This is a genomic window from Caldivirga sp., assembly GCF_023256255.1.
GTDB lineage: Archaea > Thermoproteota > Thermoprotei > Thermoproteales > Thermocladiaceae > Caldivirga.
In genome coordinates, this window is record NZ_JAGDXD010000043.1 from 20642 (window position 1) to 45114 (window position 24473).

Annotated in this window: 28 protein-coding genes; 16 read left to right on the forward strand and 12 right to left on the reverse strand. The window is 42.3% G+C overall.

The features are described from left to right. Positions 1–95: 95 nt before the first annotated feature. On the forward strand, positions 96–674 hold the full coding sequence (locus tag Q0C29_RS06665; RefSeq protein ID WP_291999878.1) for a ribosomal biogenesis protein: 579 nt from the start codon (positions 96–98) through the stop codon (positions 672–674). On the opposite strand, the gene Q0C29_RS06670 is transcribed toward Q0C29_RS06665, so the two are convergent. Beyond that, entirely contained in the window at positions 671–1228 is a 558-nt protein-coding gene (locus Q0C29_RS06670; protein WP_291999879.1) for a 50S ribosomal protein L30, read from the reverse strand. The two genes, Q0C29_RS06665 and Q0C29_RS06670, sit on opposite strands and share 4 nt — an antisense overlap. Before the next feature lie 231 nt (positions 1229–1459). Between Q0C29_RS06670 and Q0C29_RS06675 the strand changes: the two genes are divergently transcribed. From Q0C29_RS06675 to Q0C29_RS06685, 3 genes are all read left to right on the forward strand, one after another. Next, the gene (locus tag Q0C29_RS06675; protein WP_291999880.1) at positions 1460–2053 is read left to right on the forward strand and encodes an ArsR family transcriptional regulator; all 594 of its coding nucleotides are present in this window, start codon (positions 1460–1462) and stop codon (positions 2051–2053) included. Positions 2054–2120: 67 nt separating this feature from the next. Further along, a complete protein-coding gene (locus Q0C29_RS06680) occupies positions 2121–2543 on the forward strand; it encodes an SRPBCC family protein (RefSeq protein ID WP_291999881.1) in 423 nt (140 codons plus the stop codon). 110 nt (positions 2544–2653) lie between these two features. After that, complete coding sequence (locus tag Q0C29_RS06685) at positions 2654–3124, forward strand: GNAT family N-acetyltransferase (protein WP_291999882.1); 471 nt, start codon at positions 2654–2656, stop codon at positions 3122–3124. 167 nt (positions 3125–3291) lie between these two features. Here the strand turns inward: Q0C29_RS06685 and Q0C29_RS06690 are convergent, their stop codons facing one another. Genes Q0C29_RS06690 through Q0C29_RS06700 form a run of 3 tightly spaced genes read right to left on the reverse strand, consistent with a single transcriptional unit; the run spans position 3292 to position 6176 of the window. After that, positions 3292–4008, reverse strand: a complete 717-nt coding sequence (locus Q0C29_RS06690) for an ABC transporter ATP-binding protein (RefSeq protein ID WP_291999883.1) — start codon at positions 4006–4008, stop codon at positions 3292–3294. Beyond that, on the reverse strand, positions 3995–5008 hold the full coding sequence (locus Q0C29_RS06695; RefSeq protein WP_291999884.1) for an iron ABC transporter permease: 1014 nt from the start codon (positions 5006–5008) through the stop codon (positions 3995–3997). The genes Q0C29_RS06690 and Q0C29_RS06695 overlap by 14 nt, the downstream gene beginning before the upstream one ends. Before the next feature lie 10 nt (positions 5009–5018). After that, positions 5019–6176 (reverse strand): ABC transporter substrate-binding protein, encoded by a 1158-nt coding sequence (locus Q0C29_RS06700; RefSeq protein ID WP_291999885.1) that lies wholly within the window; start codon positions 6174–6176, stop codon positions 5019–5021. 78 nt (positions 6177–6254) lie between these two features. Between Q0C29_RS06700 and Q0C29_RS06705 the strand changes: the two genes are divergently transcribed. The 3 genes from Q0C29_RS06705 to hjc all read left to right on the forward strand — a co-directional run bounded on the left by Q0C29_RS06705 (position 6255) and on the right by hjc (position 8278). Next, entirely contained in the window at positions 6255–6608 is a 354-nt protein-coding gene (locus Q0C29_RS06705) for a hypothetical protein (protein WP_291999886.1), read from the forward strand. A gap of 52 nt (positions 6609–6660) precedes the next feature. Continuing rightward, a complete protein-coding gene (locus tag Q0C29_RS06710) occupies positions 6661–7764 on the forward strand; it encodes an MFS transporter (RefSeq protein ID WP_291999887.1) in 1104 nt (367 codons plus the stop codon). Positions 7765–7843: 79 nt separating this feature from the next. After that, on the forward strand, positions 7844–8278 hold the full coding sequence (hjc, locus tag Q0C29_RS06715) for a Holliday junction resolvase Hjc (protein WP_291999888.1): 435 nt from the start codon (positions 7844–7846) through the stop codon (positions 8276–8278). Between the two features lie 47 nt (positions 8279–8325). Here the strand turns inward: hjc and fbp are convergent, their stop codons facing one another. After that, a complete protein-coding gene (gene fbp / locus Q0C29_RS06720) occupies positions 8326–9534 on the reverse strand; it encodes a fructose-1,6-bisphosphate aldolase/phosphatase (RefSeq protein ID WP_291999889.1) in 1209 nt (402 codons plus the stop codon). A gap of 507 nt (positions 9535–10041) precedes the next feature. On the opposite strand from fbp, the gene Q0C29_RS06725 reads away from it, so the two are divergent. Together Q0C29_RS06725 and thyX are read left to right on the forward strand one after the other, a co-directional pair. Then, positions 10042–10773, forward strand: a complete 732-nt coding sequence (locus Q0C29_RS06725) for a transcriptional regulator (RefSeq protein ID WP_291999890.1) — start codon at positions 10042–10044, stop codon at positions 10771–10773. Positions 10774–10844: 71 nt separating this feature from the next. After that, on the forward strand, positions 10845–11642 hold the full coding sequence (gene thyX / locus Q0C29_RS06730) for an FAD-dependent thymidylate synthase (protein WP_291999891.1): 798 nt from the start codon (positions 10845–10847) through the stop codon (positions 11640–11642). Here thyX and Q0C29_RS06735 read toward each other — a convergent pair. Then, positions 11632–11787, reverse strand: coding sequence for a 50S ribosomal protein L40e (locus Q0C29_RS06735; protein ID WP_012186193.1), 156 nt, complete (start codon positions 11785–11787; stop codon positions 11632–11634). The two genes, thyX and Q0C29_RS06735, sit on opposite strands and share 11 nt — an antisense overlap. Before the next feature lie 181 nt (positions 11788–11968). On the opposite strand from Q0C29_RS06735, the gene Q0C29_RS06740 reads away from it, so the two are divergent. After that, a complete protein-coding gene (locus Q0C29_RS06740; RefSeq protein WP_291999892.1) occupies positions 11969–12865 on the forward strand; it encodes a hypothetical protein in 897 nt (298 codons plus the stop codon). A 53-nt stretch (positions 12866–12918) separates the two neighbouring features. Here Q0C29_RS06740 and fni read toward each other — a convergent pair whose 3' ends face one another. The 4 genes from fni to Q0C29_RS06760 all read right to left on the reverse strand — a co-directional run bounded on the left by fni (position 12919) and on the right by Q0C29_RS06760 (position 17023). Continuing rightward, positions 12919–14043, reverse strand: coding sequence for a type 2 isopentenyl-diphosphate Delta-isomerase (gene fni / locus Q0C29_RS06745; RefSeq protein WP_291999893.1), 1125 nt, complete (start codon positions 14041–14043; stop codon positions 12919–12921). A gap of 134 nt (positions 14044–14177) precedes the next feature. Next, a complete protein-coding gene (locus Q0C29_RS06750; RefSeq protein ID WP_291999894.1) occupies positions 14178–15338 on the reverse strand; it encodes a DegT/DnrJ/EryC1/StrS family aminotransferase in 1161 nt (386 codons plus the stop codon). Between the two features lie 92 nt (positions 15339–15430). Then, positions 15431–16630, reverse strand: coding sequence for an MFS transporter (locus tag Q0C29_RS06755; protein ID WP_291999895.1), 1200 nt, complete (start codon positions 16628–16630; stop codon positions 15431–15433). 39 nt (positions 16631–16669) lie between these two features. Further along, complete coding sequence (locus Q0C29_RS06760; protein WP_291999896.1) at positions 16670–17023, reverse strand: hypothetical protein; 354 nt, start codon at positions 17021–17023, stop codon at positions 16670–16672. 172 nt (positions 17024–17195) lie between these two features. Here Q0C29_RS06760 and Q0C29_RS06765 point away from each other — a divergent pair, with 172 nt between their 5' ends. The 4 genes from Q0C29_RS06765 (at position 17196) to Q0C29_RS06780 (ending at position 20502) form a co-directional block, all read left to right on the forward strand. Further along, positions 17196–17498 carry a UxaA family hydrolase gene (locus Q0C29_RS06765; protein ID WP_291999897.1) on the forward strand — a complete coding sequence of 101 codons (303 nt, stop codon included), beginning with the start codon at positions 17196–17198 and terminating at the stop codon, positions 17496–17498. A 5-nt stretch (positions 17499–17503) separates the two neighbouring features. Then, positions 17504–18670, forward strand: coding sequence for a UxaA family hydrolase (locus Q0C29_RS06770; protein WP_291999898.1), 1167 nt, complete (start codon positions 17504–17506; stop codon positions 18668–18670). A 6-nt stretch (positions 18671–18676) separates the two neighbouring features. Further along, positions 18677–19819, forward strand: a complete 1143-nt coding sequence (locus Q0C29_RS06775) for a mandelate racemase/muconate lactonizing enzyme family protein (protein ID WP_291999899.1) — start codon at positions 18677–18679, stop codon at positions 19817–19819. A gap of 74 nt (positions 19820–19893) precedes the next feature. Then, positions 19894–20502 carry a LysE family transporter gene (locus tag Q0C29_RS06780; RefSeq protein WP_291999900.1) on the forward strand — a complete coding sequence of 203 codons (609 nt, stop codon included), beginning with the start codon at positions 19894–19896 and terminating at the stop codon, positions 20500–20502. Here the strand turns inward: Q0C29_RS06780 and Q0C29_RS06785 are convergent. Further along, positions 20476–22323 (reverse strand): aldehyde ferredoxin oxidoreductase family protein, encoded by a 1848-nt coding sequence (locus Q0C29_RS06785; protein ID WP_291999901.1) that lies wholly within the window; start codon positions 22321–22323, stop codon positions 20476–20478. The genes Q0C29_RS06780 and Q0C29_RS06785 overlap by 27 nt on opposite strands. A gap of 123 nt (positions 22324–22446) precedes the next feature. Here Q0C29_RS06785 and Q0C29_RS06790 point away from each other — a divergent pair, with 123 nt between their 5' ends. Further along, a complete protein-coding gene (locus tag Q0C29_RS06790) occupies positions 22447–23034 on the forward strand; it encodes a DNA-directed RNA polymerase (protein WP_291999902.1) in 588 nt (195 codons plus the stop codon). A 54-nt stretch (positions 23035–23088) separates the two neighbouring features. Here the strand turns inward: Q0C29_RS06790 and Q0C29_RS06795 are convergent, their stop codons facing one another. Further along, the gene (locus tag Q0C29_RS06795) at positions 23089–23421 is read right to left on the reverse strand and encodes a DsrE family protein (RefSeq protein ID WP_291999903.1); all 333 of its coding nucleotides are present in this window, start codon (positions 23419–23421) and stop codon (positions 23089–23091) included. Positions 23422–23755: 334 nt separating this feature from the next. Between Q0C29_RS06795 and Q0C29_RS06800 the strand changes: the two genes are divergently transcribed. Continuing rightward, the gene (locus tag Q0C29_RS06800; protein WP_291999904.1) at positions 23756–24451 is read left to right on the forward strand and encodes a DUF72 domain-containing protein; all 696 of its coding nucleotides are present in this window, start codon (positions 23756–23758) and stop codon (positions 24449–24451) included. Positions 24452–24473: the final 22 nt, after the last annotated feature.

Genomic DNA, 24473 nt, shown 5'->3' on the forward strand with positions numbered 1-24473 from the left:
GATTCATTTTTAAGTGTTTAAGCAATGCAACCGCAATGGTTAAGTAGGTTTAATGCGGGAAGATTTAATAAATTTAGCCTGGTTAATTCCCTGGAATGGTAGTGGTTTTAACCACGTCCAGGGATGCGTCAATAAGGCTTAGGCAATTCGTGAATGAACTTGAGTTAGCCATACCTAATGCGGTTAAGGTTAATAGGGGTAGAAGTGGATTAATAGATATTGCGTCCGTGGCCTTAGGCATTGGGGCTAATTACATAGTTATGTTTACATCATTTCACGGTAATCCATCATCAATTGTTCTATATAGGATCAGGGAGGACACATTAATTAGGCTACCTTACGTAATAACCCTGGGTGGAGTTAAGTTACTTAGGGACCTATTACCTTCCAGGCCTATTTTAAGTAAACCAGCTTCAATGGTTATTGTAACTCAACCTGGTGTTCAATTAGCCCTAATCCTATCGGAGGTTTTTGAGGTGTCATTATTCTACGGTAACCTTGATGATTACAGGAACTTTGAGTCAATAATGTACATTAAACCTGTGAGGGGTGAATGCTGTGAAGTAAGTTTCATAGATGGATTAACCTATGCGCCTAGGGGACCCATCATTAAGGTTAAGAGGTTTAAGGAGGTTAATGCACCTGGTTTAGTAGTTAAGAGGCTTAAGGCCTAGATCATGCTTAGTATAAGCTCATTAATGCCTAAACCCCTATACCCCAATTCCCCTCCAGCACCGTAAGGCTTCTTAATACTCCCCTTGAATCCTCCCTTAGGTGGATGTAGTCTAAAGAATGGTTTAAGGCCAGGTATACAGGAGGCCTTACCGTTAATCATCTTTGGCCTCTCATTTCTCCTACACCAGAGGCTCTTAACCTCACCCTTAAGGTAAGCATCAACAAGCTCCTCAACACTACCCCACCCATACTTCTTAAGGTACTCATCAGTCAGAGGTAAGTCACCAACAAGCCTACCCCTTCTCCTAAGCAGTTGAATCAAGGTATCCCTATTTAACTCACCCCACGTAGCCCAACTTTCAACAGTCTTAAGCATCCCCCTGATTGAATCCGATAACACGTATACGCTGCAGGTGAACCTACGCCTAAGCCTCAGTAGGTTAAGCGTATGCCTAACATCTGGTTCAGCATCAGCCAATCCCCTAATCCTAACTGCAGCTACAATAACCCTCCCATGACCCCTACCCTGCTCAGCCTCCTGGGTATTTTGCATAATGACCCCTTGCCTAAGCCCCCTTTATAACTGTACCTAGGAACCACCTCCTTAATAGCCTTAACTCAATTGAGTGAACACTCTTAAGAGTCCTGGCTTTTAGCCTCCTATTCCCTCGCTTAACTTGACTTTAAGTGTTATATGGACTATGTAGTGTAATGTGTGTTTAAGGATGTTAAGCCGGGAATAAGGGTCATTAAAGCATAATAATAGCCTTCCCTCTTCCCAAATATGGCCGAGTTTAAGCCTGATATTGTTGTACTTCCAGGTAGACTTGAGGCAAGTATTGAGGAGGGCTCCTACGTGGTGATGAGTGAACGTAATTTTAACGTGGTTTTCAATGACATTAACTTAACAGTAGTATCATCAATAGCTAAGGGCATCAGTAGGTTTAATGAATTACTTAAGGCAACATCAGTACCTAGGGGGCAGTTATCAAGGCACTTAAGGACTCTTATTAAGAGTGGATGGTTAATTAAAGGTTCCAGTGGCTATGGTTTCGCTGCATCAGTCTACGTAGTATCCACTGTAGAGGAGGTTAATGGCACAATCATAATCAGATTACTACCAAATAAGGGAGCCTTCGTGGATCCAGTTCATGGCCTTGTAATATTCAGGGATTCGGCAAGAGACTACTGTTCAACATGCCCACTTAGAATGCTCTGCACTAGGAACGTTAAGGACATGGCTATTAAACACGGAATTAAGTTGCATTCACCAGAACCAGCTGAAGCATACATGGAGATTTTCAGGAACCTAATACTACTTAATCTAGTTAAAAGGTTCAAGACAGGTTCAGTCAACTTAAGGGTTCTGGGTAACTAGTCATTATTCAGTGAACCTAAGGCATTAAGCGCGAAGGGATTATTAATAATTATGAATTAACCTAGTGATGATTCAATTCAAGGTTACTAAGAGGATCAACGTACCTAGGGACACCTTATGGAGCATCATCTCTATGATTGAAGAATACCCAAAGTATTGGCATGGCCATAGGGAAGTTAAAATAGTGGGAAATAGTGGAGGTAAACTCCTAGTTAATGTAAAGTTCGCATTTAAGGGCCCACTAAACCATGGTATGGCATACGTGGAGTTGGGTGATTATACGGTTATCTTCAATTTCCTGAAGGGCCCATTTAAGGGTACTCATATCATTAAGGTTATGAATGGGGAATTAACCAGCGAATGGAACATTAAACTTCACCCACTCCTAATGCCAATGGGTAGGTGGATAATTAGGCACTTTAAGCAGGGCTCTGAGCATGCATTGGAGAGAGTAATTAAGGACGCTGAATTAATCAAGGAGGCTCATTAATTACGGAAACACACGCAGTGAAAACCACTATACTAATCATGATTAGTCCCGTTCTACGATTCCCAAGTTTCCCCAGTGAAATTTTTAACATCATCTAGTGTAAATAAACCATGATTTCTATAAGAGAGTTCAGGGATGGGGATGAAGTCGAATGTTCAAGGGTTCTTAAAAGAGCATTTGAGTGGTATATGAAGCTACCTGGATCGCAGTGGCTTGAGAAGAAGTTATCGCCTGAGAATGTGAGGAAGAGCGCATTGGATGGTATAACAATGGTGGCTGTTGAGGGCGATTCAATAGTAGGGTGTGTTAACTTCACTATAAGTGATTATAATGCTGCGTACGTATCAATAATTGGTGTTTTACCTGAATACTCAAGGCGAGGCATTGGATCCCTATTATTAGAGGAAACTGAAAGATTATGCAGTGAACGTGGAGTTAGGAAAATATGGTTAATGGTATCGCACATAAATCACGCCGCAATATTATTCTACCTTAAACATAACTATGAGATAGCGGGATTCTTAAAAAATATGACGTTGAATGGTGTCCATGAAGTAATTATGGCTAAGGACTTAAGGTGAGTGATTAAAGGGTATTTAATCTAAAGTTAATAATTAAAAGCCACAACCTTTTAATGTTGGGTTAAGACTTATGTGTTTACTGACTCGCTTTTCCCATTCTACTTTAACTGCTTCTGAATTATTATTGATTATTACGGAAAATCATGAGTTACTCATCTTGATGATTTTTAATATAATGGAAATATTACATGCTCCTCGTTGTTTTCCTTAATGAGCCTTGCTCTTATGCCGTATAGTTGGGTTAGCTTCTCCTCCGTTAACACTTGGTTTGGTTCCCCCACACCTATTACGTAGCCGTCCTTCACCATGACTACTTGCTTTGCCGCCAAGGCTATGTCTACATCGTGGGTTGCCACCATTACAGTGCCTTGTTTAGATAATCTTAGTATTAGTTCAATTATCCTACGCCTATTGCCTGGATCCAGGTTTGCAGTTGGTTCATCTATGAGTATCAGGTCAGCCCCACTCGCCATGGCCCTAGCTATCATGGTTAATCTCTTCTGACCCGTACTCAATTCACTTAACCTTAAGTTGGCTAGGTTAATAATGCCTATTTCCCTTAAGGCACGCTTAGCCTCCTCATCATTAACCCACCTATAACCCCTCCTAGCTGTCTTAACAGTCTCCAATACCGTTAAGTTAACTAAACCATCCAACTCCGCTGGGGCATAGGCCACTGAACCATTGACTATTAACTGGCCCTTAATCACCCTTGCTGAACCAAATATCGCCTTCATTATGGTTGTCTTACCACTACCATTGGGGCCTAGGAGAACTGTTAAGCCACCCTCTTCAACGGTTAGACTCAGTCCCCTAACCACTATCCTTGATCCATAACCTATGTGAGCCTCCTTAAACTCCACCAGTACCTTATGTTGATGCACCAAAACCACCCTTCGCTATCATCCACATTAGTAGTGGTATTCCCACTAATCCTGTTACAGCCGTTATGGGTATTACATACCCCTTAACCATTATCCTAGAGGCTAGGTAGGAGTAGGCTAGTATTAGGGATCCCATAATACCAGAGATTGGTATTGTAATACTACCTGAACCTCTTCCAGTCATCTGCCTAACCACATACGGTGCTATTATGCCTACAAACCCTATTACCCCAGTGAAGGCTAGGGATACGGCTAATGGTATTGAGACTAAGGTTACTAGGATCCTCCTAACAGCCACTGGGTTTACTCCACTGGCCTTGGCTACATCATCCCCAAGCATTAGTAAGTCCACGTACCTCGACGAGTGAGCCAAGGCAAGCATTGTTGGTGCAGCTGAGGCTAGTATGATGTAGAATTGCCACCAAAGTATTCCACTTATGTTACCGTAAAGTAGGTAAAGGGGCTGCATTGAGGCTGTGGGGTTAATGGACTCAATGATGAGCATAAGTATCATTGATACTGCATAGGAGAGTAGAGTTATTAGAATACCCATTAGTATTAGGCCAATCACCCCAAGTCTCGAACCCATCATAACCACCACCAGTGATGATGCTAAGGCCATTGCTAGGGCTAATAGGGGTATGGCTAGGGTTGCGTAGAGTCCAGTTAACTTACCGACAAGGACCATTAAGTATCCCAATAATCCACCTAAAACAGCCGCGCTAGCTATACCAGTGGTGAAGGGTTCAGCCAAGGGGTTCCTCAACATGCCCTGCATAACGGCACCTGAGGCACCGAGTATATAACCCACTAGTATTGATGCTAAAGTTGAGGGTAACCTAATGTAGTCTATTATGATCCTGTACTTAACTTGACTGCAGTGTATTAGGCAACTATAGGGTACGTTAACTTCACCCAGTATTAGATTTAGAATGAAACCAGCTAATAGTAGGATTGGGACTAGAAGATACACTGCTTTTTTAACAAGTGAACTACTCATTATGAGTCACTTAGCCTTCCTGACTTGGGAAAGTTGGCCTTAGATTACTCATCACCCATTCACTACTTATGCATTGGGGTACATTACTTATTCCAAAAGCCTCAGGATGCAGGATAGCGGCTATAACCTCAGCTCCATAAACTGATAATGGCCCTGGCTCCTCAACTAGGCTTGTAGCTAAGTTACCCAGTATGTAAACGTGCCTCTCCCTAACGGCCTTAGTGTAGTTTATCCCCGGGATCTGCATTATCGCCGCTAATGTTGATGAACAGTTACCCATGAAGTCACTGGCTATTATATAGTCTGAGTTGTAAGCCACTACTTGGCTTGGCGTTAACGTTGGCCATGGTATAGTCGTGTTAACTATGTCTAGACCCCCTGCCACCGTTATTTCATAGCCTATGAAGGTTATGTTTGACGGTGAGTAGACCGGGTTATACCAATCCATGAATATAACGGTGGGTTTAGGTAAGCCGGCCACCTTATCTTCAATAGACTTAACATTGTTAATTATCCAAGATGCCACCGTTAATCCCTTCTCAGGTACGCCAAGGGCCTTGGCCGTTAAGTAGACGTCTGCCGCAATCTGCTGGAATGTTTTATCAGCGGTTCCGTTTATTATTACTAACGGTATACCTATACTTGAGAAGGAGGCTAGGTTACTTGGTCCATAGAAGCCTAGGTCGTAGCATATTATCGTTGGGGATGCATTAACCACAGCCTCTATTGATGGTACAGGCCATATTGAGTTAAGCACTGTGACGTTTGATGGTATCGTTACGTTGAAGTAACTCAGTATTTGTTTTGAATAAACATCAAGTAGAATGACCTTATCACCTAGACCCAAGGAGAATAGTATTTGGGAGCAAGCTGGATCCAGGGATGCGATCCTGAGGGATTGAGCCGGAATGGTGGTTGTTGACGTAATGGTGGCCGTACTAGTTACTGTAGCCGTGGTTACAGTGGTGGTAACTGAGGTTGTTGTTACTGTATTAACTGAAGTGGTGGTTACTGTTGTTGCTGATGTAACAGTAGTGGTTACTACTGATGTCACAACCGATGTAGTTGTGGTGGGTTTAACTGGTTGATTAACCCTGTAGGCTAAGTAGCCCACAGCCGCAACCAGTATAACCACCAGCACCAGTGAGGTTACTGTCCTTAGATCCATAGTAGTGGGATAAATATCCTATTTTTAAACTTTACCCATTGAAGAAAACAAATTAAGCAACCCAACACAGTAATAGCAATGAATAGTGAGGAGTTAGCTAGGTTAATGGAGGTCCTTGAGAATACAATTATAGTTAAGCTTAATGATGACTATGCGGTTAGGGTTATGGATTACGTTGGTCCTGGGGAACATGATTATACCATTGTCCCGATTCTATACCGTCTTAATAATATTAAGATACTTGAGGTTTGGATTGAGATTGATGCTAGGCAGTATAGGGCAGCCCTCATAAGTGAGGTTGATGAACACTTAAAGGCTGTTGGGGGGTGGTTAGCTAGGGGTGAGTTCCTAGTGTTGTTTAATGATGGATTAGTTAAGATAAGTATACCTAAGGATAGTGAACCCTTCAAGGGATTCATTAAACCTGGCTAATCATAGGCATGTGGTTTAAGGCTTAATAACGCTGGCCCTTAACGCGGATCCAATGGTAAGTAAAGCAATAGCGGTAACCAACATAATGGTTGCCAGATTCATATACAGCATCTACTGGTACTACCTAGCGCCAGCCTTACCGTTAATTAGGCAGGAGTTCGCCGTACCAAATTATGAACTCGGCCTAGTCCCCCTCTTCTTCATAATAGGGGCTGGTTCATTCCAAATACCAGCAAGCATTGTAGCTAGGTACATTGGTAATGTTAAAACTGCGGTAATTGGATTAACCCTATTATCAATAGCTGGAGTAGCTACGGCCTTCAGCGTGGGCTTCAATGAGATACTAATCCTAAGACTATTGGCTGGTATTGGTGCTGCACTATTCTTCTCCACAGCAGCCACAGTTGTGACTAACCTATACCCGGGTAGGGAGGGTTTAATGCTAGGTATATATAATGCAGTGTTTAGCGCTGGGGCTGGGGTTGGGCTGGTTTATGGGGTTGTTTACACTATGGTTAACTGGAGGATTGCAGTACTTGCAATTAGCCTGGTAGGCTTACTGGAGTCTGTAATGCTTCTTAAGACTTGTTCACCACTTAATAGGCCTATTGATGCTGGTTTATCAATAAGCAAGGGTGCGGTACTGGTGGGTTTAGCGACTGCCGGATACTGGGGTGCCAATTACGCTACAGGTAACTTACTACCCACCTATGCGGTTAATCATGGGGTAGGCTTAGCTAATGCATCATTAATAACGTCACTCCTCCTCTTCTCAAGCCTAATAGGTGGTTTATCGGGTAAGCTGGCTGATTTAACAAGTAGGAGGGAGCTCCTTGTCATTATACCAGCAGTGTTGGGCTCCTCATCCTTCCTACTCATAATAACACTTAATCCCTACGCCATGATTGCTTCAACACTAATAGTGGGTTACACCAGTGAGCTTATGATTACCGCCTCCTACGCCCTAGTTGTTAATGACTTGAACCCAACCATGGGGCTTGCGACGGTTAATACCTTAAACATGATTGTCGGCATGTGGCTAAGCCCATTGTTCACCGCCGTTATGAGTGATTCATCATTACCGTGGATCATGATGATTATAGCCTCAGTAGTGCCATTACCCCTTCTACTTATGAGACGTAGATTTAGGCGTTAGGGCTAGTAGGGTAATGTTAACCCCGCTTGTTACCACCCGTTACTTATTAAACTTAATAACACTAGCCTAAGTAGGTAATATGCCGCTTGGGCGTAGGGGGGTTAATTATGAGAGGGAGTTAGCTAACTGGCTATGGAGCCTTGGGTTCGCTGTAATTAGGGCGCCTGCAAGTGGGGGTGGGGTTAGGCGTAGGTTCGCCCCAGACTTGGTAGCAATGTTTAGGGGTAAGGTGATTATACTTGAGGTTAAGTATAGGGCTAAGCCAACTCCAATAAGCATACAGTGTGATAAGGTTAATAGGCTGCTTGAATTCGCAAGTAGGGCTGGTGGGGAGGCTTACGTGGTTATTAAGTACGCTAGGGAACCTTGGAGGATAATACCTGTTAAGCCATGCAACGGGGACTCAGCCTTAACATACACGACCAGTGAGGTTAAGGAGGCAGGTAGGCTTGAGGATGCGGTTAGAAGCATGATTAACGTTAATATAATGAATATATTGAACAATGGTGATTAAGATTATTATGTAAAAACTCGGTTTAAAAACCCACAGCAACCTTAAGCTTAATCACCAACGCCTCCTCCAGCCACCACTACTGAGCCTACCTTCTCACTCAAGTACTTTAACCTATTCCTCTCATACTCCTCAACTGGAATTGACTTAAGCGTTGATAATATTTGGGGTAAGGTCGTGTACTCCATTTCTTCAGGCGGTAACCTATGTGGCATTATAGGCCCCATCCTCCTAATGTAGTCTGTTACGAAGGCCGCAATCTGCCTACTTAAGTCAAAGGCCGGATCATCAAACATGTCCACTGGGCCCTCTAAGTAGCCATCATGCAGTTGGAAGCCTAATGCACCAACCTTGGGTGGTCCATCAAATCTAGTCATCTTAGGACCCATGGCTATCTTATTAGCCTGATCAATACTTACGAACCTACCCGGCATTAATGGACCAGTGTGGCTACCCCTCATCCAGCCCTCCACTAGGTGGGGTAGGGCGAATGCCTCAAGTACCTCACCTACTGCTGGTAAACCATGCTGGGCCCTAACTATGGCTACCGGGTCATCCTTACCCACGTACCTGCCAGCTATTAGGTTAAGCCTCTCTACGCTGACTACAGCGGCCTGGGTTAGGTCACTCCTTCTGTAGACTCTCCTAATAATGTACCTTCCAGGTGTACCTATTAGGCCTAGTATAGTGTATATGTGCTCAGGGGCGTCAAGCAGGTAAACCTTACCTTCATAAACATCTATTACCTCAAACCTAAATCCACCATGCATCTGCGGGTCAATAACTAGGCCCGCGGTATTAAATGGATCAGCGAATATCTTATACATGGGTAAGTTGTACGCGCCTGGTTCAGTCTTATCGGCAGCGAATACTATTAATGGCTCACTGGGTCTTTCCTCAAACTCCATCTCAGCCACCTGAGGCCCAAGCCCCCTTACGTTACCGCTGAAGCTCTCCTTAAGTAAGTCTTGTCCAGCCCCATATAGTTTAAACTTCTTAGCGTAATTCTCGGTTGCATCCTTGAATATGCTCCACGCTAATCCATGTATCTCAGGGTTATCAATGCCCTTATCATGGGTCATTAATAGGCTCATATCATCTCCAACATTAAACACGTAGTAGTCGATTAGTAACCCACTCTTAACAGCATCCTTGAGTCTACTGCTAGCGTACTCAAGTATCTTTGGGTGAACCCAAGCATGACCAGGTATTCCCCCAATATCAGCCTTTATTACTGATACTGTAGTTTTAGGTGACATAATAATATATTACAATACATCCTTATAAATTTTACGCTATAATATATTATATATAATATTGCTATATTAATTGAAACTACTTAAAAATAGGCAACCACGACTAACTCAAACAATCATCATGATTAATATATTTTGGAAAATATTAGTACATAAATGAAATAGACTGTCAATTTCTTGACATTTAGATGATTATTACTGTAGTTATGTTAGTGACAATTACCTCTAAGTGCTTATATATAAGGTAACATAGATATTGTTAAATTAAAGGCTGACTCATGTAATACTAGCAATTTCAATTCTTTTTAATCATAGGAACCTCACGGTTTCTTCATGGTCCCTCATAGGTATATTGAGGTAAAACAGTAATGGAAGTAGTGGTAAATCTTCTGAAGGAAGACTAAAGGATGAATTGCCGTAGATTTGTTAGTAAAACCATTTTTAGACTGTTTGTCTTGCTCATGTCTAATTAAGCGAAAAGGTATTAAAGAGCTTGGTCTCATAGAAACCGTGGAGGAAACTATTGAAAATACGGTAGTGGATAAAGTCGCTACATTAATAGCGGGTTCAATAGTGATGGCTGATTCACCAGGTAAGGAGCTAAAACGCTGGAGGGAGTACTTTAACATACCTCAGACTGAATTAGCCATAAAATTATCAACCACCCCTAGCGTAATCAGTGATTATGAATCAGGTAGGAGAAAGTCACCTGGGTCATACTTCATTAAGAAATTCGTCAGAGCCTTAATAGATATTGAGCTTGAGAAGGGTGGTTCAAGGCTTCAATTACTTATCAAACAACTATCCGTTGGTGATAAGTACACTTTAGCCATAATTGACATGAAGGATTACGTTAATCCAATAAGTCTTGAAACATTTCTAAAGGCCATAAACGCATCCCTTGTAGTGCCTCCAGCAGTAAGAATGGATATTCACGGATACACCATGGTTGACAGTATTAAATTACTGTTAGATGTGCCATCATACGAGTACCTTAAACTGTATGGTTCAACAACCCAAAGAGCCGCAATATTCATTAATACTAGGTACGGTAGGTCACCTTTAGTAGCTATAAAGGCTATGATGGCTTTCGTTGACTTTAAGCCATCTATAGTAGTGCTTCATGGCTTAGATAAGCCAGATTACTTAGGCATTGAGGTTGCAAGGAGGGAGAAGATACCTTTAGCGATGAGTAACATGGATGTTGATGAGATGGTTAGAGTACTTAGATCACTTGGTTAAGTAGCGAATTCTCTTGAATTATATCCTGAAGCGAACAATTAAGTTTTAAACCTAAGCGAATATAATTTAACGTGGCTTACTCCTTAATTAAGCCATCCGTGACCCTGCTAACCACCTGGGGTAGTGAGGATATTACTGCAGCTATGGCTGACGTAATATACAGGGGTTACTCAATTGATAAGGCATTGGAGAGAGTTAGGACTGATCAAAGTATTGTTAGAAGGAGGATACTGAGCTTCCTTAAGGATGGGCATTCAAGCGTATTCGAATTCATGGGCGCACAATGGCTTATTGAAGGTAGTAGAGCTTTAACCCACGAGTTAATTAGGCATAGGATAGCCTCCTATTGGCAGGAGAGCCAGAGGTACGTGGATTACGTTAAGGGTCAATTAAGATTCATTATACCACCTGACGCATTAAACCTAATGAGTAACGTAATTGACTCTGCAGCTAAGGGCTACGTTAATTTAAGGGGAAGCCAAGCACCGGAGGATGCTAGGTATGTTTTACCTAATGCCATGGCTAGTAGGATTTGGGTTCAAATGAACGCTAGGGAATTCTTCCTAAACTTCATACCCCTTAGAACAGGGCTTGGGGCATTCCATGAAATTAGGTTAATAGCTTGGTTAATGTTCACTACCGTCATGGATAAGTTCCCGGTGACATCCAGGTGGATTTGGGTTAATTTAACTAAACTCCACCCTGATTACTGCAGGGGTGTTGAAAAGCTTAGTGAAACTTACGGAACCAGTGACTGCAGGGTAATAAGCATTAGGCAAGCCTTCGAGAAGTGGGGATTAAGCATACCCACCAGTCTAAGTGAATTAATGAATAGTGGAAGTAAGGAGCAGAGTAGGATTAATGCTTAAACCTCTTTGGTCTTAAATCCTTACTACCACACCTCCTACATTTCTCAGCCCCAATAGGGTTCCGTGCCCCGCATCTCCTGCATATCCAGTAACCAAACCTGTGTTCAACAGCTATCCTAAGCTTCTCAGGGTCACTTATAGGCATAAGGCATCGCTAATACCCACTACTTTAAAACATTACGCCTCAACTCAGCTGATTAGAAATATCTCATTTAAGGTTTTTTAACATGTTTAATGTAAATTAAGCATCAGTTAAGATATTTTGAAACCTAGTTTAACGCCTTCAGCTTAAATACTTAAAAGATGTTTACTGAGGTGAGTGTGCAGTGAATGTGGTTAAATTAAAGGCGTTAGCTAAGGTTATTAATGAGGATGTAATTAAGGAGGCCTTCATAGGTAAGATCGTTACGCTAGGTTATGTTGAACCCCTTCTCCCCCAGGAGGTGTTTAAGTATTACCCATTAAATGAGTATGATTATAGGCTTGATTCAGGCATAATAGAGTACGTAGTCACTAATGTAGAGGATTTAATGAATAATTTAGAACCAGGAATAAGCATCAATAAGGTTTCCACTGAGCATTTTAATGAATGCGTTCAGTTGACTAGTAGTGAGTATGAGTTAATCACGATGTGTAAGAGGAATGAGGAATGGATAGTGTACCACATGAATAAGAGAGCCTTAATGAAGTACTTCATCCTAAACGTCTCACTTGAGGGGGGTAAATTAGACGTGAAGGCTAAGAGGGATGTAACCCCATCCTACAATGCTAAGTTAAAGATTGCGTACATACTTGGCTGCGATGTGCCAGTTGATTTCATAATTGACATATACTCCAATGTTTATGTCGAATACTTCAGTGAATATAAGTTTAAGTTACCTGAACCTGCTGATGTAGTTAGTGCTCTTATGAATAACCTAGCTAAGTACAGGAACTTCCTTAAACTCTATACCACGGATTACTACATTTACGAATTAACAACGGTTGGCTACTTAATTGAACTGGAGAATGAGGGGCAAAGAGTAAGGGTTAATGTTAACGGTGAGACGGTGTTAACTGGGAATCAAATAAAGGGTGGTAATCTTTATGAGATAACGGATATGATGCTGGATAAGTTAAATGAGCTCAAGATAGGGCTTGACATGATTGAATTATATTCATGTAGTCTTGATGAATTACTCAGAAAAGCCATAAGTGGCTTAAGGGAGTCAATAAGGCTCTAGTTACCAGCTTTACTCACATTTAATTCGTGGATGAAGTATCCTCAGTGTTTAATTCACTCATTAATTAAGTTACTTATTAGGACGCTGGCTATTGGCTTTAAAGTATCATATATGCTCATGGTTAACTTACACCTAACCCCCCTTTGAATAAGCCATAGGAGTATGGGTAAGCTTGCTACAACCGGTGCCTTCTTAAGATCATTCACCTTTCTCGAGCCTGTCAGGAACATTGCTGCCTTAAACTCCCACATTACCTTATTAATGGTTTCCTTAACCGAATCATAACCCTTAAGCGCTGAAAGAAGCATGGGCCTTGACATTGAGAAGGCATCAGCACCAACGGCTATTGCCTTAGCTCCATCCAACCCATTCCTAACTCCCCCTGAGGCGAATATTAAACCATCGTAAACACTGCTGACTTCGCATATTGATAGAAGTGTTGGTATACCCCAATTCCTGAACACGTCAGCTTCAGTAGTGTCCCCCCTTCTAATGGACTCAATCTTAATGAATGATGTTCCTCCAAGACCAGCCACATCGATTGCATCCGGTGGAATATCCGCAAGTACTCTAGCAACCTCCATGGATATGCCATTACCAACCTCCTTAACTATCAGGGGTCTGTTAGTAACCCTCCTAATTAGCTTCAGTTTACTTAACACGCCCTTAAACCATGGTTCACCCTCAGGTTGAAACAATTCTTGGGCTGGATTAAGGTGAATTGCCACAGCATCAGCGTTAATCATGTCTACAGCTTCATTAACCCAGTCAATTAATTCCCTGTCGCTTAGTCTTGAAACCTGAGGCGCACCTAGGTTAGCTATCTTTAAGGCGCTTGGGGCGTTCTCCTTAACAACCTTAAAGCTTCCTGCAGTCTCAGGCTTCATTATAGCAACCCTCTGGGACCCAACGTACATTCCTACGTTTAACTCCTCAGCAGCTTTAGCTAAGGTTGCATTAACCCTCTCTGCAGTTTCAGTGCCACCTGTTAAGGCCCCTATTATGAAGGGGAAGCTAAGTCTCTTACTGAAGATTGTGGTTCCTGGTTCAACGTCATCAAAATCCATTTCAGGTAGGGCATTATGAATCAATTGAACTTCATCAAAAAGTGAACTACCCTCCTCAACATTACTCGTTGCGGCAATCCTAAGATGCTCATCCTTCCGGTTCTCTATCATTTAATTTAGGCTTGGTAGCACATATAAATAAAGCTTCCCTCCATAATCTCACCTAAGGCATAATTAACCCTAATAAGATTCAGAATTGGAATTAACAAATATAGGTTAAGTCTAATTTAATTTGAAGCCGATGGTTATTTACTTGGTGGATTCATGCTGATCACCTCCTTTAACCGCTTAATAACTATCTTAACCTCATCCTCCCTTAAAGTATGAGTGTTAATGCATAAGTTACCGTCGCATTCACATGCATAAATCGGTGGATTCCCCTCCTTCAGTAGCCTAATGTATAGTTTCGTGTAATTTTCCGGTAACTTAACCTCAACCTTAGGTACAGTCACCGGCCTTATCCTCTCCCCAGGATGATTCACCCTCTTCTCAATTTTAAGACTTGGGAATGCTGCCGTTAATTCACTTAATATTTCATCAGCCATCTTATTCATTAAACTTAACCTCTCCTCATGGTTAATGCTTATGTACCTCTCCAGTGCTGCAATGAAAGCCGCAATATCCTCCTTACTAATTTTCATAACCCTACCTATAAATACTCTGGTCTGGCCATTAACACTAATATAGCTGAATGGGCTCATTAACCTGCATGCATTGAGTAGTTTAAGGTTATTTGCCAGGATTAAGCCTGTATCACCAGGTGCCCCAATATCCTTACCCCCACTGAAGACTACTAGGTCAGCCCCCATTCTAATAAACCTCGTTAAGTTAATTAATGGAGGTAGTTCAGCTGCAGCATCCACTATAACCGGTATGTTAAATTCACGCGCAATCTCAATAACCTTACTTAAAGTTACTTCACCCTCCTGTGGTTCGTATTGGAAATGTAGAATTGCGGCGGTTTTATCATTTAAGGCACCCCTAATGTCACTCTCACTAACCCCCCTTGGGGAGCCAGTAATCCTTAATTTACCGCCTGGGATATTAATGAAGTAGACATATGGGTTACCTACAGTATGCGGATACTGCACCACCACTTCATTCCTTAAACCATCGGTGAACGGTAACCTACTCATCTTATTAATGTCGCCTTCAGTAATTGCAGCTGCAATAGCCAGTACTAAGCCGGATCCAGCACCACTTGTTATTAAGGCTCCAGGAACGTTCAGCAACCTAGCAATATAATCCCCTGACTTAACTAAGAGTTCATTCATGTCTACGAAGGAATCCGCAACCTCCTTCATTGCACCTAAAATCTCTGAATCAACCCTATTACTACCAAGCACTGTAAGTGTGCCACAGGCATTAATAACCTTACGTACACCCAGTCTATCTAAAATACCCATGTCTACCTATTAAAGCTAGGGTTGTATTAATTTAAGCTGTAGAATTTTTCACCAATTGCTAAAGGTTCTGCGGTGCCTTAATTAATGTGAGGTCACCTAACTGCGGTTACCTTACTCATCTTCTCAACATCCTTAAGTAGAACGTAGAATAAGATCACTGCAATTGCGTATAATAGTGATGTTATGTATAGTGGTAAGTCTAAGTAGCCTGAATCTATTAAGTAACCCCCTATTCCAGGACCTAGGGCACGTGGTATCGATGATATCATGTTCCATACACCGAAAACCCTCCCTCTTTCCTCCCTAGGTACCAGGTCATTGATTAATGATGTTAGTAGAGGGTTCGCCATGTTCATTAATGTGTTTCTAACTATGAAAAGGAACAGTAATGCAGGTAGATTAACTATAATTGGCATTAAAGCCAGTATGCCTGTTGCTGAGCCTTCAAGTAATATTACTGATGTAACCCTACTTTTCAGTACCCTTGAAACTACAGGTGCTGTTAATGTGCCTAAGGCTAATGTTGCATTTGACGCAGCATATACTATGCCTAGGTTACTGAGACTAACGTGAAACTTTAAGTAAAACCATAGGCTAAAGAGCGGTATTATAACACCAGCACCAAGCCCTATTAAGGATTCAGGTAGGAGTCTCTTAAGTAGCCACGATGACTTTAACTCCCTCAACTCCCTTAAACTAACCCCACTGATCTTAACTTCAGACATGTTAATGCCTATTCTTTTAACAACCTTGAGCATTATTGGAATTGATAGGTACACTGATAATGCCTCAATAATGAAGATCAGGTCATACCCAATCCTACCCATGTAGCTGGGTAATACCGCTATTGAAGACCCAATTACGCTAAAGACTACGCTAAGTGATGATGATAAACTGAAGAATTCACTAGATACCCCCCTTCGCTTAGCGTATTCACCAACAATGGCAATTGAGATCACGTTACGGTTAAGTAACGCCATGAGTGAATATGCAACAGCTATTACAGGTGGTAATCCAGTCATTAGTAGCAGTATTAGTAAACCACTTGCTAATGAGAATGCGGTGAATAGGTTTAGTTTATTAATGAAGTCTGAAAGATAACCGGTAATTAATGACCCTAGAGCATTCATGAGTGAGAAAACACCAAGAACAGTACCTATTATCGCCGGCTTCATGCCCGTGTTAAGCATATATATCGATAATACGACTGAATTAGCACCCCATATAATACCGGTTATGGAGTTAGCTACGGCCAGTAAAACTCCCTCACGTCCAATAATCCTAAACGACATTAAGACCTTGGTTACTGAAGCTAATTAAGTGGTTTTTAACTAACGCCGCTTACCTGCACTGGGTTTTCTATGGGGTTTAGCTTGCGGGCTATTGGTTCTTTTAGCTTCACTTAAATTAACTCTACTTATGTGGTTGCTTATTATCTCAAGGGCCCTGTGAGGCTCAGTAACGCCATGTAACTTATTGGCTAGTTCATCTTCACCAATATACCTGAGCCACTGGGTAATATGCCCTTCCCTTAAGTGGTAACTTAAGGCCTCCTCATTGGAGGTTAATAGACGTTTAAACTCGCTGGCTAGTTCAGAGACATTATGAGCGGTTCCTATTATCTTATCAAACGACTTAAAGTAGAATGGTTCCTTACTGGAGTTCACCTTATTTTCACTGCTCATATTGAAATAGCCCAAGCATTAGTATTTAAATGTTGTGCATTAGATATTATTCAAATATTCCTTAATTCAATGCTTAACTTTAATGTTAAATATTTAAGTAAACACTTCAATAGTTATATTCAGTTCTTAATGTATACGGAAAAGTATAAAACTCTACAGTTAACCGCCTATTATGGCTAAATTCGCAATACATAATAGGGAGGATAACGTGGGTGTGGCTATAGAGGATATTAAGGCTGGGGATGAGGCTCAAGGTATATACATTGAGGATAAGTCCAATGGACCAGTAATTAAGGCTATGGAAGATATTCCACTTGGTCACAAGATAGCCCTAAGGGACATTAAGGCTGGTGAAAGGGTTATTAAGTATGGTAGGGTGATTGGGGTTGCGGTGAAGGACATTAAGGTGGGGGAGCATGTTCATATACATAATTTAAAATCACTAAGATGGAGTAATTTAGGTAAAAAGAGGTGATCGCAATGGCAAACAAGTACCCAACCATTAAGGCTTACGTTAGGCCCGATGGAAGCGTAGGGGTAAGAAACCACGTAGCCGTAATACCCATTGATGACTTATCAAACACCGCAGCCTTAGGTGTAGCTAAGTTAATTAGGGGTACCGTAGCCATACCACACCCATACGGTAGGTTACAGTTTGGTAGGGACCTGGACCTACTGTTTCATGTACTATCTGGTACAGGGGCTAACCCTAACGTCTATGGCGCCATAGTTATTGGTATTGAGGATAGTTGGGCCAATAAGGTTGCGGATGCGATAGCTAAGACGGGTAAACCAGTGTACGTGTTTGGTATTGAGGGTAACGGTGACTTAAGGACTATTGAGATGGCTGCTAGGAAGGCTAAGGAGCTTGTGCAGGATGCTGGGGAAGTACAGAGGACTGAGGTTGACTTAACAAGCATCATGTTTAGCATTAAGTGCGGTGAGTCGGACACTACATCCGGCCTAGCCTCAAACCCAGCATTAGGGTATACTGTAGATAAGTTAGTGGACCTAGGTAACACCGTAATGTTTGGTGAAACGTCAGAATTAACCGGTGCAGAGGATATTGTTGCCGGCCGTATAAAGGATCCTAAATTAAGGGAAAAATTCATGAGAATCTACAACGAGTACATTGAGGTTATTGAGAGGGAAGGAGTTGACCTACTTGGTTCACAGCCAACTGAAGGTAACATTAAGGGTGGCTTATCGACAATAGAGGAGAAGGCACTTGGTAACATACAGAAGTTGGGCACTAGGCCAATTACATGCGTTGCGGACTACCTTGATCCAGTACCAAGGAATGCGGGCCTATGCTTCGTTAATACGTCATCAGCCGCAGCCGAGGCTGTAACACTATTCGCCGCTAAGGGTTCCGTGCTGCACTTCTTCACCACTGGTCAAGGTAATGTCGTGGGTCATCCAATAATACCGGTGGTTAAAATTTCAGCTAACCCGAAGACTATCATGGCGATGGGTGAACACATTGATGTTGATGTTTCCGACCTACTGAAGCTTAAGGTAAGCCTTCAGGAGGCTGGAGACAGGATACTAAACTATGCGTTAAGGGTAATGAATGGTAGGTTAACTGCAGCTGAGACCCTGCAGCATGATGAATTCTCACCCATTAAACTATACGTGAGTGCGTGAATTGAAATGCCTAAGTTAACCACAGTTAAACCAATACCCATCTCAATACAGTACATTGATGATCCACCCACCGTATTTCAGGAAGCCTGGGGTCGTCAATTATACGTTAAGGTTGAGTTGGGCGATGTTGTTGGCTGGGGTGAGGTACTGGTTTACGGTAGTGGTATCGTTGATTCATACGTTGGGGTATTTAATGATGTTGTAACCCCAGCGGTTACCGGTGAATTAATTGAAAATGCAAGCGATATATACAGGTTAATTAGTAGACTTGAGAAGCTCCTGTTTACAGCGGGTCTATGTGGTGTTGTGACGGGTACCATTGGGGGTCTTGAAATGGCCCTATGGGATGCCCTAGGTAAGTACCTTAATAAGCCGGTTAGTGACTTACTAGGCCCCAGGGTTAGAGATAGGTTGCCGGTTTACGCCAGTTTCCCCAGGTACTCAATAGTTGACTACGTTGTTAAGGCTGTTAATAAGGCATTAAATAGCGGGTTTAACACTGTTAAGCTTCATCAACATGTTAACGATGCCCTTGAGTCCATTAAGGCAATTAGAGAGAACATTGGTTATGGTATTAGCGTTGCATTAGACTTAAACGCCGCCTTCGATAAGCCTGAGAAGGCGTTAGACTTCCTGAATAAGGTGCATAGGTATGAACCTTACTGGGTTGAGGAACCAACATGGCCTCCAAATGACTATGAACTACTCGCTTACGTAGCTAATAAGTCGCCAGTGCCAATAGCGGCTGGTGAGAATGAGTACTATATTCATGGGTTCAGGGAATTGGCACATATTGGGTTAACTTATGTTCAACCAGACATATCTAAGGTGGGGGGTTTAATTAAGTTCGTTGACGTTGTTAAGGCAATTGCAGCATTAGGTAAACCAGTGGCCCCTCACCATAGGCCTCATAAGTCAATACTAGCTCACTTATACACACTTCACGCGGCTTCAGTAATGAGTAGCATAGCTATTGTTGAATGGCCACTGACTTGGGTGAAAGACATATATGATATAGATGTAGAGGTTAAGGATGGGGAAGTAAGCTTAACAGGACTTAAGGGTAGTGGGGTTGGGGTTAACGTGGATGAGTGGGCCTTAGGCAAGTACCCATACGTAAGTAAGTATGCGCCGTTAATGTTCCACTGAACCACTGGTTATGGGCCTCGACTTTAATGAGGTTCATTCAATGTTTAAAAGTTAAGCCAACCTAAGCTTAGGTAATGATTGACGCCGTGTATGAGTACCTACTTGGCTTAGCCCTAGGCTTATCTCTGGCTGTACCACCAGGTCCCATGAATGCGTTAATAGCTGCTGAGGCCCTGAAGACTCCTCTTCACGGTACTGCAGTGGGGGCTGGGGCAATGTCAGCTGACGCAACCCTAATGGTGTTAACCTACTTCCTGTATAGGCTTGTGAAGCCCTACGTATCATATGTGTACTTCATCGGTGGCGGCGTAATGATATACTTAGCAGTGTTAATGTTAAGGTCCTCTAACATTACTACTAGTGTTCATGGCTTAGGCAGTGTAATTAGGAATTACACTAAAGGGTACGCCATGGGCATCACGAATCCTTACCAAATAGGCTGGTGGTTATCAGCCGGGTTAACGTTAATATCAATAATGGGTGTATTCAGTATTGCAGGCTTATTCACAGGTATTTTAATGTGGATAGTCACGTATCCACTGGCAGTATACACTGGGAAGAAGTACCTTGGGGGTAAGTATGAAGTTATTGTTAGGGTGATTTCGGGAATTGCAATAATGGGTTTTGCAGTCTACTTCATATACGTTGGTTTAACACTACTTTTGAGGAGCATACTGCCTTAGAACCCTCTCAGCCTCATCCCTATACGGTATCATCCAATCAATACCAAGTTGCTTCAAATACTCATGGGTTGGTAAACCAGTTTCAGGATCCCAACCCCTCAGCCTATAGAATTCCTTAACAGCCTCCTCAATTTCCTCACGCTTAAACTTCGGTCCCTGCTCATCAACAATCATCTTCCTTGGTACTTGACTCCACACATCCACGTAACCTAACAGTATATGCCATATCCTAGCTATCGTATCTATCCTAGTGCTTACCCTTAGTGCGTATTCACCATTAATGTTCTTACCAGTTGCTAAGTTATACAACTTAACCATATCATCCACTGAGTATGGGTTAAACACGCAGAGTCCCATCGCATCCATTACAACTTTCCTATCCCTATCATTTATCATTGACTCCACAGTATTCTTAAGTGGCGTATCTGGATCATGCATCTGTGGCCAGCCCCTAAGGTGGCTTCCACCAACGTCTGCCGTTAAGTATGATATCACCAGTCCCCTTAATGGGCCATTAGGGTACCAGGCCGGTAAGGCTATCTTCTTAAAGTGAACAGCGTACTCTGCCCCTTTACCAAGCAATTCGGCGGCGTCTGCAACACCCTGTGCTAATACCTTCCCTAACCCTCTTTGATAGGCTATGTCCTCAATCATCTTAACTAGGGCTTCACCATTACCAAACCTTAACTCAACATTACCAGTATCCTCCCTTGTTAGTAAGCCCTTCTCGTAAAGCTCCATGGCCCACCCAATAACGTTACCAACACCTATTGCATCCAAGCCGAGGTCATTAGCTAACCTATTAGCCTTGAGGAAGTATCTCTCATCAAAGACCCCTGTGGCTGAGCCTATTAGGCCCAGTGTCTCGTATTCAGGCTTAACGTAATCCTCTTCACCAGGTATCCTAAACCACCTTGAGCATTTAATTGGGCATAATGCACCAATTATCTTAATGGGCTTCTGTGGGAAGTTAACCTCAAGGCCGATTTCTTTGAAATGTGCACCAGTGAGTTTGCGTGCAAGTTCCTCCTCAAGCCTTGGCCTACCGTAGTTGAAGGCTGGCGCTGTCCCTATTGAGCCACTGTACATTAAACCATTGGTTGTGCCGAACTCCCTAGACTCTGAGGTATTAGGTGATGTTTGGAACCTCCTGTATATGTCGAGGGCTGCCTTCAGGAACCCATCAGGGTCAGCAACCTTAATGTCTGGTACACCGTGAGCTGCAATTGCCTTAAGCTTCTTACTACCGAATACTGCCCCAAGACCACCCCTACCTCCGGCTCTCTCACCCTCAACCATTATGTTAGATATTTTAACTAAGTTCTCCCCAGCTGGTCCAATAACCATTACTGAAGCAGCCCTGTTAGTCTCCTCCCTAACAGCCCTAGTGGCCTCCCTAGTGGTCATTCCCCAAATCCTTGAGGCATCCCTAATCTCCACCTTGCCCTTATTCACCCATAGGTACACTGGTTCATTGGATGCACCTTCAATTATTAATGCATCGAAACCAGCTCCCCTAAGCATGTATGAGAACCATTCTCCAACGCTAGTGTCGTGAATTAAGTTGCTTAGTGGGCTTACTGCACCCACTATAGTTTTCGCTGACGCTGGGGCTAATCCAGCTAATGCGCCAGCAGCTATAACAATCTTATTATCGCTTGATAACGGGTTAGTGCCAGGCTTAACCTCCCTGGATAGTATACCGTAGACGAAACCCTTACCACCTATAAAGGTGTCTATTAGCCACCCAGGCGTTTCCTCAATTGAAACCTTACCAATGCTTAAATTAACCCTCGCAATCCTATTCGTATAACCTAGCATAAGAGTTCACTACTAAGTTATGTGTTAATAAACATTTCTTTACTGTTAAGTCTTATTTAAGGTTTATTTCCCTATGCAGGCCTTATGGTGCAAGGTTTAAATAAGCCTAATCCATGTAGGGGTGTGTTTAGGGTAATAACAGTAGAGGACTACATTAGGGTTCCCCCCTCAGTGTTTAATGAGCCTATTGATAAGATTGCCTACGAGCAATTAAGGGCTAATTATGAGGGTAGGGTGGATAGGGAGTTAGGAGTCTTCGTAGCAGTCTTCGACGTTAAGGTTGATAAGAGGGGTGTGATAGTTTATGGTGACGGTGCAACCTACCACAAGGTCTCATTTAAGGCCCTTGTCTTTGTTCCACTAATTAATGAGATTGTTGAAGGGGATGTAGTGGATGTTAAGGAGTATGGTGCTCACGTTAGGCTTGGTGCCCTGACAGCCTTTGTACATAGATCTCAAGTAATGGATGAAAACGTTGTTCTCTTTGATAGGCAAAGCGGTGTTTTCATGGGGGAGAAGAATAGGCAGAAGAAGGTTGGGAGAGGGGATGTGGTAAGAGCAAGGATAGTGGGGGTTAGTTACGTATCAACTGCCAATGGGGTTAGGTTGAATGTATCAATGACGATGAGGCAACCCTTCCTAGGGAAGATAGAGTGGATAGAGGAGGCTACTAAGGCTAAGAAGAAGCCTCAAAGTAAGCCAGGGCAATGATTTTCAAAGGATTATGCCAATGGGAGTAACTCAGAAAATAATACAGTGACTTAATCACAATCTTAAGTACAGCCAGCCATCAGCCATCTTCCTCACAATTTCCCCTACCCCAGCATTAACGGTTACAACACCATTAATTAATTCCCCCTCATTAATGTTACTTAGCCTCATTGCATTTCTACACGCTACAATCAGAACACCCATTCTAATAAGCTCATTAATATCATCCTCATATTCACTACCCTTAACTAATGCCTTAACGGCGGTTTGGTTAAAAACAACCTCAAGCTGTACATCACTTACATCATTAAGCAGGTTCCTACATGATATCAACGCCGCCTTAACCTTCTCTAAGTCTGATACGTGTGCAACAACCTTATGAACCATAATTATCAGTGGGCATTAGTACATTAATAATAAATCCTTTATTTCACATAGTCGTCTTCACCTATGCTGCATATAGGTTACGGGCTCATAAAATCTAATGAGAAGTTTCGCTTTTTAGTGGTGGGGTATGGTTTATTAGGCGTTTTGCGAGCATTATGTTTAAGTTAGTGCGCTGTGGGTCTGGCAGGTGTGATGCCACGCCTGTGAGGGGTGCTTGAGCCATGAGGGACGCCCTAATGAGTATAGAACCCCACCCTTCAAGACAGGGAGCCGTCAGCTAAGAGAAGATGCCTTAAAAGGCAAGGGTTTAGATTACTATAATTGGGTGATTAACGTGGAAATTTACGTAGGTACTTCAGGTTGGTTATACAATTGGAATAGGGGTCGTTCCCTAGATTGGTATGTTAAGTATAGTGGGTTGAATGCAGTTGAGTTGAATTCATCATTCTATAGGTTACCTAAACCTAAAGTTGTTAACTCATGGGTTAATAAGGCTTCGGCACTAAGATGGTCAATTAAGGCCTATAGGTACATTAGCCATGTAGCTAAACTCAGTGGTAATGCCCTTAAGGAGTGGCGTAAGATGATTGAATTGTTTAAACCACTTAATAATAGTATTGACTTCTACCTAATTCAATTACCCCCATCTTTCAAGTACACTGATGATAACCTAAATAGGCTTCATGACTTTATAAGTGAAATAGGAGGTGGTGAAAAGGTTGCGATTGAGTTTAGGGAACGCGGCTGGTTCAATAATAATGTAGTTAACACTATTAATGAAATCGGAGTCACCGTGGTGTCTGTAGACTCCCCGGATATTAAATGGGTAGGGTCTAATAATGGAGTAGTTTACCTAAGGATGCATGGAAGAAGTAACTGGTACTTCCACAATTATAGTGATGGTGAATTACGTGAAGTCGCTAATGAAATAATGGCCCTTAACCCAGTTAAGGTATATATCTTCTTCAATAATGACCACTGGATGTTGGAGAACGCTAAGACTATGCTAAGTATCTTAAGGAACCTTTAATAATGAATCAAGTAATATATGA